Annotated in this window: 8 protein-coding genes; 1 reads left to right on the top strand and 7 read right to left on the bottom strand. The window is 43.8% G+C overall.

Annotated elements, in window-relative coordinates; genetic code table 11:
* Position 1 precedes the first annotated feature (1 nt).
* Positions 2-1327 carry a CoA-disulfide reductase gene (locus tag AC25Y6_RS16190; RefSeq protein WP_488143753.1) on the top strand — a complete coding sequence of 442 codons (1326 nt, stop codon included), beginning with the start codon at positions 2-4 and terminating at the stop codon, positions 1325-1327.
* A 623-nt stretch (positions 1328-1950) separates the two neighbouring features.
* Here AC25Y6_RS16190 and AC25Y6_RS16185 read toward each other — a convergent pair.
* The 7 genes from AC25Y6_RS16185 to addB all read right to left on the bottom strand — a co-directional run bounded on the left by AC25Y6_RS16185 (position 1951) and on the right by addB (position 13539).
* Complete coding sequence (locus tag AC25Y6_RS16185) at positions 1951-3408, bottom strand: alpha-amylase family glycosyl hydrolase (RefSeq protein ID WP_488143752.1); 1458 nt, start codon at positions 3406-3408, stop codon at positions 1951-1953.
* 11 nt (positions 3409-3419) lie between these two features.
* Entirely contained in the window at positions 3420-3551 is a 132-nt protein-coding gene (locus AC25Y6_RS16180) for a hypothetical protein (RefSeq protein WP_488143751.1), read from the bottom strand.
* Positions 3552-3763: 212 nt separating this feature from the next.
* Complete coding sequence (locus AC25Y6_RS16175) at positions 3764-4138, bottom strand: YisL family protein (RefSeq protein ID WP_482103794.1); 375 nt, start codon at positions 4136-4138, stop codon at positions 3764-3766.
* A 75-nt stretch (positions 4139-4213) separates the two neighbouring features.
* On the bottom strand, positions 4214-5113 hold the full coding sequence (locus tag AC25Y6_RS16170; protein WP_482103793.1) for a fumarylacetoacetate hydrolase family protein: 900 nt from the start codon (positions 5111-5113) through the stop codon (positions 4214-4216).
* 59 nt (positions 5114-5172) lie between these two features.
* A complete protein-coding gene (locus AC25Y6_RS16165) occupies positions 5173-6357 on the bottom strand; it encodes a DUF418 domain-containing protein (RefSeq protein ID WP_488143750.1) in 1185 nt (394 codons plus the stop codon).
* Entirely contained in the window at positions 6354-10067 is a 3714-nt protein-coding gene (gene addA, locus AC25Y6_RS16160; RefSeq protein ID WP_488143749.1) for a helicase-exonuclease AddAB subunit AddA, read from the bottom strand. The genes AC25Y6_RS16165 and addA overlap by 4 nt, the downstream gene beginning before the upstream one ends.
* Positions 10042-13539, bottom strand: coding sequence for a helicase-exonuclease AddAB subunit AddB (gene addB / locus AC25Y6_RS16155; RefSeq protein ID WP_488143748.1), 3498 nt, complete (start codon positions 13537-13539; stop codon positions 10042-10044). The genes addA and addB overlap by 26 nt, the downstream gene beginning before the upstream one ends.
* Positions 13540-13672: the final 133 nt, after the last annotated feature.

The following is a 13672-nucleotide window of genomic DNA, read 5'->3' as shown; positions in this document are numbered from 1 at the left end:
CATGAAAGTAGTCATTGTCGGAGCGATTGCAGGAGGTTCTACTGTCGCTGCTCAAATTAGACGAGCAGTGCCGGATTCAGAAATCACATTATTCGGACGTGATCCAGTACTGGGTTATGGCACATGCGGTATGCCGTACGTCATCGGTGGCTTAATCGATGAGAAATCGAAACTCGTTGGTGCATCGCCTGAAGAATTTGGTGAACAGCGGGATATTAATGTCCAGTTAGCGCATGATGTTTTGTCCATTAACCGACAGTATAAAACCGTCGAGGTACAAAACCTGGAAACTGGACAGACTTTTACCGAATCTTACGATAAACTCATTTTGTCTCCGGGCGGCACTTCCCGTATTCCTGATTTGAAAGGTCTTGGCAAACTCCCTTTATTTACATTGAAGAATTTTGCCGAGATGGAAGAAATCATGAATTACATTGAACAGGAAAAACCGCAATCCTGTGCAGTCATCGGCGGCGGATTCATCGGCATCGAACTTGCTGAAAACTTCATCCATAAAGGATTGAAAACAACAGTTATTGACCGAAATGATCGCATCATGAATATCATGGATGCAGAAATCTCTGAAGTACTTGGGCAAGAGATGAAGGACAATCATGTAGAGATCTACTTCGAAGACGCCATTGAACGCATTGAAGACAAGCGTTTAGTAATGAAAAATGGTGTGGATTTTGAAGTCGATTTTATCGTTGCGAGCATCGGAATCGATCTGAATACAAAACTTGCCATCGAAGCCGGTTTAGAAATCGGTCCTACAAAAGGGATTGTCGTCAACAGTTTTATGCAAACTAACGATCCGGACATTTATACGATTGGTGATGCAGCAGAGTCCAAAGATTGGTTCACGGGCAAACCGAAAAACGTCAAACTCGCATGGCACGCACACCGGCAAGCGTTCATTGTTGCAAGCCATCTGGCAGGAAAACCCGTAAAAATGAATGGTCTGCTTGGTTCATCGATTACAAAACTGTTTTCACTGACAGCTGCTATGACTGGACATTCAGCGAAAAGTCTGTCGGATGAAGGCATTGCGTTTGGCACTTCCGTCTATAAAGGCCGGACGAACGCGGGCTACTATCCGGATCACGGACAGATTTTATTGCGTGTCCATTATGATCAAAAGTCTAGGCTCGTCCTTGGCGCGCAAGCCGTCGGTGATAAAGGAGTCGACAAGCGAATCGATGTCATCACTACCGCTATCATGGGCAAAATGACAATTGAGGATTTAGCTGCTCTTGAACTCGTCTACTCCCCTGCTTACTCTTCACCAAAAGATCCGGTGAATATGGTAGGTTATAAAGCGGATTAGTAGACCTGAAAAGCGCTGGAGTTTAGACACTCGGCACTACGTGTATAGTATGTTTGGATCGCTATGAATTGAACGACTTCTATACCATTATCGAGATGTTTTAATAAGTAGGGATGCGACTTTGTCGCATCCCTACTTATTTTTCCGATAATCGTATGGTGTTCGTTCATCCGTCGCTTTCCAAAGACACTGGTACAAGAAGTGCCTAAGCTTTTCGGTAAGATAGAATAGATTGCTTCTCACATGGAGAGAAGCGGTCAAAGATACAATTTTGACCGCTAAAGCCTTCTATTATAGTGTTTCTCTTTTTATTATAAAGAAGTATCAATTTCGTATAGAGTAAGGCAATGAATACAATGTACAGCGTGAGAGAGTGCCCGAAATTGCATCTTCGGGCACTTACACTCTTTATAGAAGCTCATCTATTCTTTCATTCAAAACAACTGCACTTTTCACTTGAATATTGTAGGAACGCGACAGGCGAATAATCACAACAGTATGACCGAAAAATGCGTGGCTAAAAGTGTCGTGATTAATTCGCCGAAAGCGGGCCGAAAATAATCCAGTGAAAATGGCGGCTCAATAAAAAAACACCAGGGCTACTAACCTTGGTGTTTTTCCTCTTATTTTATATTTCCTTCTTTTTGTTCTTTTCTACCTTTTCTTCCTTTACGCCAAACTGTCAATAAGAATCCTAAGAACAGTACATATATAAGAATGGATGCGATTAGATAAGGGATATTGAATCCTTTGTCTTCATCAGCGATGTAAATCTCAGCAACTTCACGTTCCTGTACGATACGGAAAATCTCGTCTTTTCCTTCAAGTACCGTATCACCAGTAAGCAAACCGCGTAGTTTCTTATTTTCCCCGAATACTTCTTTCGGTATTTCTAGACTAGCCGTTTCTGTCGTATTATTTAGCGCTATAATCCATGTTTCCTCGTCATTTGAACGCTTATAGACCGTAAATCCGCCCTCATTGTGCAGCATTTCAAAATCTCCGTTACGCAACGCTTCAGACTTGTTGCGCAGTGTGTTGAGGTCCCCGATATGCTCAATCAGTTCTGTGTCAATCTTGAAATTCATAAGCTGGTGACTTTCAGGTGCCTGTTGTCCGTTCACAGCTATTTCACTACCGTATGTCATTACGGGTACTCCAGGAAGTGAAAATAGAGCAGTTGCTGCAATTTTCCATCTGGTTGGCGGGAACATTTTCGCTTCCACCATATCGAAAGTCAATCGCGGTCCTGTCAAATCATCGAACTGGATCATTTCCTTCTCAGTGTCATTTGAAAAAATCGATAATGGTGAAGAGTCCGCGTCAAATTGTGAAAAAGATGCTCTCATTGCGTTTACTTTTTCCATATTAGGTGTAGAATCGAAGTCCGCATCACTTTCTTCATTTGTCACTACATACGCTTTCGGATTAGCCGTTTTCACAGCCTGAATGATGTCATTCAATAGAGCCGTGTCAATTTGTTCGATCTTTGTTAAGCGAACTCCGTCCAACTTATTCGTTTTAACAAAATCTGCAATCGTTTCTATCAAAGCCTGTTGAGTAGCTGTATCAGAATAATCCCAATCGATTATTCCTTCAGCGACAGGCACTGCTTTCACTGTTCCTTCTGTCGCCCAGATATGATTCGAACTAACTCCAGCGAGTGGAAAATCAGCGATAACGGACATATCTTTCTTATGAATTGCTTTTACCATTTCTGAGAATTCTGCGTCAGTCCCAAAGTGAGGGTCAAACTTTGTATAATCTAGCACTTTGTTTCCGTCATACGTTTCCGTCTCAAACACAGGTCCTAGCGAAATAAGTGTGAAACCCATTCCTGCGATATAATCCAAGCGCGTAGACACGCCGGTGAAATCACCGCCATTAAACGCACTAAGGTCTGTTGCATCGACATCAAAATCGTTATTTCCGTCGCCATTGTTAAACCGGTCAACTAGTAAATCATATATACTTTCATCCTCAATTGTCTTTTCCGTTTCTGCAAATGCCCCCGATGGATTGAGGGTCGCTACCAGTAATAGAAAAGTTACAATAAGTCCAAACCATTTATTCGCTTTCACAAAATAGCCTCCTATATAAACGAACTGTCATCCGTCATTTTACCAAACAGAGTGACCGCCCGCCATCTATAACGTGAAAAACCTTCTTCTACACCGCGAAATAGGTCGATTTTGTGAAATTGGTAAGGATTAACGTTATCCACTGACCAACACTTTATTGTTTCCTAAAAATCAAAAAAAACACTTGCCGGCAATTAGCCAGCAAGTGTCTTATTCATTCTCTTCTGAAGATGTCCGCTTTTTCCGGGAAGTATAGAAGGCAGAAACGACAAACAATGCCATTAACATCAAGACAACAATCAGAAACAATATTCCGATTCTCGATTCCATCCTCATTCCTCCCCATCACAAAAATTTATGCGAACCAGTCAAATCCTACCGGTAGTTTGAATCCGAGGAATAACGTCGCCAATAAGAAGACGAAGAACAGAATCCAGACCACTTTGACGCTTTTGTTCTTTGTAGAACGGACAAGAACCATTTCCATCATACCTATTGTTACAAGACCCAATAGGAATTTGACGCCGTACAGCGCTGCGTCAAGCGAAGAGTATTCGAAGAATAGCAATGCGCCTGAGATTAGGATTAGTACGTAGAATAGACGTGCAATCATGTGAAGTATTTTTCTGCCTTTGGATTCGTTGTCCATGCTTGTAGCAACTAGGAATAGAATGATTCCGACAACCCAAGTGAAAATATGAAGATGTGTTGTGTTTGTTAATGCGTCCATACTTGTCACCTCATTTGTTATTATAACTACATAATAACCCTATCATAATCTCCTATTTCACAAAAGGAATATACCTTAAACAAACTTGTTTACAAGAGTACCAATGCCTTCAATTGAGACTTTCACCGAGTCACCTTTTCTCAAAAATGTTGGCGGCTTCATGCCTTTTCCGACACCAGCGGGAGTGCCTGTTAAAATAACATCGCCCGGTTCAAGCGTAACGAATCGTGAAATCTCTGCGATTAGTTCATCAATTTTGAAAATCATCGATGCCGTATTGCCATTTTGTCTAACTTCATCGTTGACCTTCGTAACAATCGATAAATCATGTGCATTCGGAATTTCATCTTTCGTCACAATATATGGACCCATCGGACACGATTCATCGAGACTTTTCCCTAGGAAGTATTGACCATGCGCAGTTTGTACGTCACGCGCTGTTACGTCATTCGCAATTGTATAACCAAAAACATAGTCATAGGCAAGCTGTTTCGGAATGTTGCGACCTTCTTTGCAAATAACAACAGCAAGCTCTCCCTCATAATCGAGGTTATCCGTTATATCGCTATGAATTGAAAGTTCTTGCTCGTCCGCAGCAATGGATGTCGGAGATTTAGTAAAGATCATCAATTTTTCAGGCGGTGCATTCGAACCCATTTCTGCCGCATGGTCTGCATAATTTTTGCCTACACACAGAATATTTTTAGGCGTTCTCGGAATTGGTGATAGCCACTCAATAGCCGTAAACGCATGTTTAAATTGATCTGCGTTTTCATCCTCCCGTGCTCGCTCAGCGAGTTTTGTCACTTTATCAACGAAGTCACGACCTGATGCGATACCTTCCGTGATTGTTTTAGGAAATTCAGCATCTTCATATGCTTCTGCAATGGCAATCATATCCCATACAGCTTCTTCCCTTTTCACTTTCGGACCGAATAATGTCCTACCTTCATAACGGAACGATAATAACTTCATCTGAGTGCCCACCCCTTCATATTGAAAAAACGTCTTATTCTAATTCATTACGACAAACGTTATCCTTTTTCCTCTTTATCCGGCAAATTCTTTCCATAAGTCGCTTTTCTCCAAAGCCATTCCAGTGGTCCTAGACGGAATCTCGACAACCATAGCTCTGCGAATAAGACTTGGATGACAAATACACCAACTGCAATCCATATCCCTGTAGCTAAATCCACTTTGCCGTACATGCCAAAACCATAGGCATAGAAAATTAGTGTACCCACAATGGATTGTGTGATATACGTTGTCAATGACATGCGTCCCACTTTTGAGAGCGGACGGAATAATGTGCGAAACAGCGGTACCTGATAAAGTAAAAGCACTAGACCGACATAACCCGCCCCTAAAACAGGACCGCCGAATAGCGATTGCAACATAATCGAATCTGATGATGGGCCTCCTATGAAGGGAGCAGCCTTCATCCATATCCCGGCAGCAAGCGTAATAACAGTCACTATTAGGATGCGTCCTTTAAATTCACTAGCTCGTTCAATTACTTTCCATTTAGACAAACCCGCACCGACTAAGATTAGTGGCAATACGATGAATAGAGCAGTGAGAACCCCTGTCAATCCGTATAAAGCCCACTCAAAAAAACGGAAGGTGAAGATTTCACCGAAATTTCCGTAAGCATACGCTTCTAGTGATCGTTCAATCTGATGAATATCAGCGTACCCTTCCATCATGGCATCCGGGCGCAATTTGTTTAAGTAGTAAGTCGCTGCATAAACGATACCCGTAGGAATGATATACAGCACCGCGGCTAGCGGAAGCATCCATTTCTTTGGGATTCTAATGAAAGCAATCATGATAAAGCCCATTAATGCGTAAGTAAACAGGATGTCACCCATCCAGATGAACAACGCATGGAACAATCCAAAAAGCAGCAAAATTCCCATGCGTCGTGCAAGAACTGGAGCAAACGGTGACCTGTTGACAAGCGTTTTTTCATATTGCATGTTTATGCCATAACCGAACAGCATTGCAAAAATCGGATAAAAACTAGCCTCTACAAATATATCTATCCACTTGAAGTTTTCCACATCACCCGGTGCACTGAACCATGTATACGGATCCAAGTACAGATAAGGGGAATGGAAATGCAACATATTCGCGATAAAAATCCCGAGCAGCGCAATTCCGCGTAACACGTCAAGTGTCTCAATCCGATTTCCAAGCGTAGTTGAAGTTAATTTCAATTTCTTTCCCCCTGTATGTCCACAGTCCTTTCTCCATCAAATAAATAGAGGACCATCTCTTTAATTTCGATTTTCAAGATTTCTTCAATTGCTTTCTTATACAAATTCAACTGGATTCCATAACGTTTTTGCATTTCTACTTCCACTTCTTCATCAGAACCATAGCGTCCGCTTACCCGGTCCGTTTTATAATCTAGCAGTACCCAACCGTCCTTTTCTTTGAATAGACAATCGGCGATTCCCTGCAAGATTTGATAGTCGCCATCTAGGTCATCAAGGGCATATGTAAACGGCAATTCCCGTTCAATGCGCTCAGCTGACATCAGTCGTTTTGCAATATCCATATTGAAAAATTTGGCTATCCGATTCGCATCGACTGCATTCGCTTCTTCAAAAGTCAGCAATTGGCGGGCCGTCAACTCTGTTATTAGCTTTTCAATCGTAGAGACGTTACCTTTTTTACGAATATCAATATGCTGCATAATTGTGTGCATCGCCGTTCCGACTTCAGCAGCAGACAGCGCACGCGATTGCATGAATGCCGGTCGTTGATGCAGATACGCTGTACTTACATCTTCATTTCCCGAGATTACGATGTCTTCTTCCGCCTGTTGTTCTAGAATCGCCAAGCGTTTCAACTCGCTGACGGTCTGTTTCGAACGCTTCGTTACGGACGAAAGAAACGGATAGGTCGCATCGAATCTTCGTTTCACTTCTACGAGCATATCTTCGTCGACTTCTTCTATTGGAACGATTTCGGGCGGCATCTCTTCCTCTTCTATACCCTCAATTCGCGTAAATAACGAGGAAACAGGCAGTGCATTTATATGCCAGTTTGATGAATCCATAATGGACTGCCCCCCTGGCATAGTGCCAAATTTCGCGAATGATGAATGTCTCGCAACAGCCGGCCCAATCCAATCTAAGTAGCCATTCGCACGTGATCGAGTATATTCCGGCAGCATTTGGTCAGGATTGACAAGCTGTGCATCCTGCCATTTCACAATCGATTTCTCGATGTCTTTTACAGAAGCAATTATTTCAAGCTGCTCTTTTGCTCTAGTCATCGCGACGTACAAAATACGCATTTCTTCCGCGCGCATTTCAAGTTCTTTCTTTTCCTTCATTGCTAAGAACGGCAATGATGTATACGTGATGCGATTATCTGGATCGATTGCTTTGACCGCCAAACCAAAATGCTGGTCAAATAGATAAGGTTCATTGAAATCCATTTTATTGAATTTCCGGCCAGCCCCTGCGATGAAGACAAAAGGAAATTCCAGTCCTTTGGATGAATGAATTGTCATCATACGAACGACATTTTCCTTCTCTGTTAGTGAACGTGCTGCGCCGAGGTCATCCCCACGCTTTCGCATCCTGTCAACAAAACGAAGAAAGCGGAACAATCCTCGAAACGAAGTCTTTTCATAATCAATTGCACGATCATGCAGTGCACGTAGATTTGCCTGGCGCTGCTTACCATTCGCCATGGCACCCACCATTTCATAGTAATGTGTATCCGATAATACTTGCCAGATAAGTTCTGACAACGAACCGCGTCGCGCCAAGTTGCGCCAGTTCTCAAATTGCGTGAAGAATCGTTGCAGTTTTTCTTGCGTAGATGGTGCAATACCGGCTCCACCAGTTGACACAAAACGGTTCAACGCCTCAAAGAACGGCTCACTTTTTCCAGCAAGTCGAATTTGCGCCAATTCATTTTCTGTCATACCAATAAACGGAGCGCGCAAGACGGACGCGAGCGGAATATCTTGATACGGATTATCGATGACCCGTAACGTGTTTAGCATAATCATTACTTCGAGCGCATCGAAATAGCCGCGCTTTAGTTCAGTGTAAATTGGAATACCCGCCAGTTTAAATTCCTCAGCAATTTCTCCAGACCAAGTCATTGAACGCATTAAGATGACAATATCTCGATACTCAAGCGGCCTCTTTTTATCACTAAACGCATCCGTCACTTCCGCGCCAGATGCAATCATATCTTGAATCTTTTTAATCATAAAGCGCGCTTCTGCTTGCGAACTTTTCAAGCTTTGTCCCGCCAGTTCAGTCGCATCGTCTAATTCTAGTTCGTCATCCGCTTCTTCGTAAAGAAGTGTTAGACCCGTCATCACAGATTTCTCAGGATAATTTGCGCCATATTTCAATGCTGCAGCGTCGTCATAGTCAATTTCACCAACACGCACGCCCATCACTTGCGAAAAAATGAAGTTTGTTGCATCCAGTACTTCTTTACGACTCCTGAAATTGGCATTCAAGTCGATTTTCAATCCTTGATCGCCATCTGTTTCGGTAAAGCGATTGTATTTTCCTAGAAACAACATTGGCTCCGCAAGACGGAAACGGTAAATGGACTGCTTGACATCGCCGACCATGAACAAGTTTCCATCCGCTTCCCCACCACGCTTGACGAGCTGGATGATTGTCTCTTGCAACAAATTGACGTCCTGGTATTCATCGACCAACACTTCCGCAAAACGGTTCTTATAATCAACTGCAATATCAGATGGCACAATTACCCCATCTTCTACTTTGGATAGAATCCGCAGTGCGTAATGCTCTAAATCCGAAAAGTCGACAATCCCACGGTCTATTTTTACAAGTTCAAAACGTCTGCCAAAATCGATGACTAAGTCAATCAGCGTATGCATCGTCGGTGCCATCAACCGGATTTCATCGAGCAGTCGAGCCGGAGTCCTTGTAAAATAGGACTCTTTAAGTGTGTTAATAATCTTTTTCACTGCATCACGAAGTGCTTTCGCACGTTTTGCCAATTCCTCGTCACACGAATCTTTGCGAATTGTAGCGGCCTTCACCCATTTCAGCGTACCAAAAAATGCATAGGTTTGTTCCCATGTACCTTCAGTTATGCGATGGATGGCTTCATTTATCCACAGTAGATCCGTTTCCGCCGTGGCCGCAAGCGGTTCTGGTCCGTCAAGCATAAGTGCAATTCGTTTCATGTCGTTGGTCAGTGCCGCCGCTTCCTCAAGGGTATGCGTGATAGCTGTTTTCAGCGGTCCGATAAATTGCAGATCATCTATGGAAGATCCGGCGTCGATTTCATACTGCTCCGGAATGAGGCGTAGCCACTGTTCCGGCACGGGATGGACGCGGGAATAATCATACAACCGGTCAATCAGTGTTTCAATCGACTGATCATTGCGGTCAGACGTGAAACTGTCCGCCAGCCGGTACATGGCTTCAGGATTTTCCGCGCTATACGCATCCTCAAGTACAGCGCCAATTGTATCGTCACTCAATAGCGCTGCTTCCGTGCTATCCGCAATTCTGAATCCAGGATCGATATCTATCAAATAAGCATATTGCCTGACGACATTCATGCAAAACGAATGCAATGTTGAAATCTGAGCTTTATTCAATAAATTCAATTGCCTGCGCAAATGTACAGATTCCGGCCTTGCAGCAATGGCTTCTTCCAGTGCCTCTGCCATTCGATGCCGCATTTCTGCAGCGGACGCATTCGTGAATGTAACGACAAGCAATTCGTCAACATCTATCGGATCGGTTTCATCCAACACTTTTTCAATCATTCGTGTGATTAATACTTTCGTTTTACCAGAACCGGCGGCAGCGGAAACAAGAATATCTTTTCCTGTCGCCCAAATCGCTTTCCACTGGGCATCTGTAAATGTCAGTCCTTCAGGTTTCAAGGGTATCTGCATCATCCGCAACCTCCTTACGCATTTTATCAAGTGACGTTTCTGGGTCCATTTCACTGTACGGCCTGTGCTGTGAAGAAGGATCTGTCGGATCGAACTGACAAACCGAACGGTATGAACAGAACTCGCACGGCATTTTGTCTTTTAATTTGTACGGGTAAACGCGGGTATCGCCCGCTAACATCGCGTCTCCTGCCTTTTGATGGCGCGTTCTGACAAATGACCGCATCATCTGTAAATCATCTGGAGACAAGACTTTTGAAGTTTTTGCAAACGTTCCATCCGTTTTAATAGAGGCCGGTACGATTGAAGAAGACCGTCCAATATCAGCGTCCATTCCGATAACGACTTCCGGATTATCGAGCAGATAGCCTCTCATTTTGTAGGACTTCACAATTTCTGCTTCTAAGAGTGTTGGTGTTAATTCCGTACCGGATCTGATCATCGGGTTATGGATATGCATATATAAAACACCCGCTGGATCTGCATGGATTCCGAGCCATTCGTCCGCATTTTCGAGTGCAACGTCAAGATACGTCATCATTTGCAGGGATAAGCCGTAGTAGACTTCCGTCAGGTCAAGGCTTTTCGCAGATGATTTATAGTCGACAACGCGGACATAGTTTTTTCCGCTTATTTCCGTTGCATCGACACGGTCAATGCGCCCACGCAGTTTCATCAAATCGCCCCGACGTAGTGGAATTTCAAGCGCTGGCAGTTCCTCGCCCGGACCAAATCCTGCTTCAATAGCAACTGGTTTAAACACAGTCGATTTCGCCTGCGTACTAAGTGAATAGATTGTCCGCTGAATAATGTGCATCAGCTTTCGTTTAATATAGACATAACGGTTCGTCGACAATAAAATCCGATTGAAAAAGTATGGCGAAATGTCTTCCACTGCACCTCTTGCAAGATTCCAGCATTCCTCGCGTGACAACGCTGCCCATGACTTCCCGAGACGCATTGTTTCATCCGAAATCCATTTAAGCGCAGCGTGAAATAAATCACCGATTGCTGGTGCTTCAAGTGTAAACTCCGTCCGCTCGCGTAAGCCAAGCCCAAACGACGCATAATGTTGAAACGGACAACTGTAGTAGGATTCAATGCGTGATACGCTAGAGACAAATGATTCCCCGTATAACCCTGTTGTGATCTCGGATCGCAGACGTTCTGCATCATTCTTTGAATGCATCGGGCGCGAGATATGGCTTATCACAGATGACCAGTAGGGATCCTCTTCGTAATACGCCATCACCGCACGCCATTCACGTTCCAGGACACCTGACTGTTCCGCCACTTTCAACTTCATGGAAACGTAAGGGAGTGCTGATCTTGGATGGCTGATGTAATCGAATTGATCGGCTTCAAGTGGCAATTCAGATGGATCTGTCACAGCGATTTCAAGTGGCGTTCCCGGGAGCAACTGTCCAATTCTCGTTATATATAACGATGGAATGAGTGCTTTTCCTTCCTCGTCTGCGATTGGATACGATACATATAATTTTTCGCGCGACGCCGTGAATGCACGGTACGCCATATATGTTTCATCCATCAACTTCATTTTCGAGGTCGGCGCAAGTTCAAAGCCAATTTGCGAAAACCATTCACGATCTACATCCGAGAGAAGCCCTTCATTGTCCACTCGTTTTGGCATTACGCCATCGTTTACGCCGAGAACAAACACCGCATCGATGTCCATTAAACTGGAAACCTCAACAGATGTAACAGTCACTTGGTCGAGCGACGGCGGAATGCGGGCAAATTCGAGTGAATCAAACCCTTCATCCAATATGCGAACAGCTTCCACAACATCCATTTCCTTATCACCAAACATCAATACAAACTGATCGAGGACGTTAATCCACCCGTTCCATGCCTGTTCATGTTCCGTTGCACCAAGCAAACGCCCCGCTCGTTCTTCCTCAGCACGTAAATCGATAATTTTATCGTACACATGAAGTTTTTCCATGAATACAAACAATGCCTCCGTTACATCGCGGCCTGTTTTCGATCGTTTTAAACGTTGTTCTAAAGCCGCGAGCGGTTCTCTAATTGCATCCCGAATCATATGCAATTGCTGCTCCATTGCTAGTTCTTCATCGGTTTGTACATTTGTATGCATTTCGAGCCCACGGTACTTTTTCACGCGCCAGCGAGTGTCGTCGAACCAACGATGTCCATGAATTCCATGTGCAAGTACGTAGTTTTCAAGTCTGTCTGCCCTGTCACGCCATAGTAATTTCGTTTCCCTATGCGGGAAAAACAAATCCGTTTTAACAGCACGGAATACCGATTCATACGACCATCCCATAGTCACCGCTTCTAACACTGAACGCGAAAACTCAATGAGTGGATGATGCAGCATAGGCTTTTTCTGGCTGATAAACACTGGTATATCATAATGCGGAAAAATAGTTTCAATCAGTTCATCATACTTTTCAGGCTGCCTGTACAGGATTGACATGTCTTTGTACCGTTTCCCTGATATCATCAGCTCACGAATTTTGCGTGCCACTGCATGGATTTCTGCACGCCGGTCCGCAGATTCAATCAGAACGACATTGCCTTCAGATGGGTTTTGCTGCGCTGGATAGTGGTCGAATTCAGCTTCAAAATGAGTAAGATCCGTATTGAGAAATCGGTGCGAACCCTGCATGAAGACATCTTCTTCAACGTCGATGGAATCCGCCCTAGCCAATTCACGCAATTTAAGCGAGGTTCTAACTGGATTGAAAAATAATTCGTGATCCGCAAAACCCGTTAGCGCACCTTCCATCGGCAATACGACCGTCAACCGATTTGCATGTTTCATCAGTTCCGTCACGATTTCGTATTCCCTTGTTGTAAAGTTTTCAAAACCATCTATATAAATGTCAGCCCCTTTTAACAGGTCTGCGTGATGAATTTGCGAAGCAAGGAGTGCAAGATGCCCTTCACTATCGACATATGTTGTGCCTAGTTTTTCTTCAAGTTTTGTCAGCAATAGTGATAAATCTTCCGCCTTGTCGAGCAATGTACGCGGCGCGCCTGATGCAGCGAGTGTCTCGTGTAGCGTGTTCATTGTCTGATGGTCAAGAGAATAGCGGCTGAACTCCTTCAACAAATCCCCGATTTGTTCAGTGAATCCCCGTTTACTCGCAGCTTGCCGAAATAGTTTAAAATCGTCTCGGTTGTCTTCAAGAACGCTTCGAACAAGCATCCTGTAACCAAAGCTATCTATTTCCTTACGTGTGATGCCGCCTGTTTCCTGCAACACACGCCATGCCAAGCGTTTGAACGTCAATACTTGTGCACGGATGATTCCTTTTAAGCCAAACTTAACGGACAAACTATGCTCCATCGAGAACGACATCTGATCCGGAACGATGACAATGATTGGTGCGCCCATTGGATTCTGCTCGAGTTCGGTAGCAATTTCGCGTTCAATGAATGTCGTTTTCCCGGATCCAGACCTTCCGGTAATGAAACGCAGTGACATATGGTTTCCTCCTTTTTATATATGTAGGTTATTTATTTCTATATGTGTTTAACATTTAAGACTAATTGATATTATTTCCCATCATACACGCTTCGGCGCTTTGTGGATGCCTCCCGCGATAAGCCGGAAAGAA

The sequence above is a fragment of the Sporosarcina sp. Y1004 genome (genome assembly GCF_057669665.1).
The sequence above is the reverse complement of the archived record's forward strand: the minus strand, read 5'-3'. Positions and strand labels throughout refer to the sequence as shown.

Bases quoted from the DNA above. Each gene is read 5' to 3' on its own strand.
- AC25Y6_RS16190 (WP_488143753.1), top strand. From the start codon at position 2: ATGAAAGTAGTCATTGTCGGAGCGATTGCAGGAGGTTCTACTGTCGCT.
- AC25Y6_RS16175 (WP_482103794.1), bottom strand. From the start codon at position 4,138: ATGGACGCATTAACAAACACAACACATCTTCATATTTTCACTTGGGTT.
- AC25Y6_RS16170 (WP_482103793.1), bottom strand. From the start codon at position 5,113: ATGAAGTTATTATCGTTCCGTTATGAAGGTAGGACATTATTCGGTCCG.
- addA (WP_488143749.1), bottom strand. From the start codon at position 10,067: ATGATGCAGATACCCTTGAAACCTGAAGGACTGACATTTACAGATGCC.
- addB (WP_488143748.1), bottom strand. From the start codon at position 13,539: ATGTCACTGCGTTTCATTACCGGAAGGTCTGGATCCGGGAAAACGACA.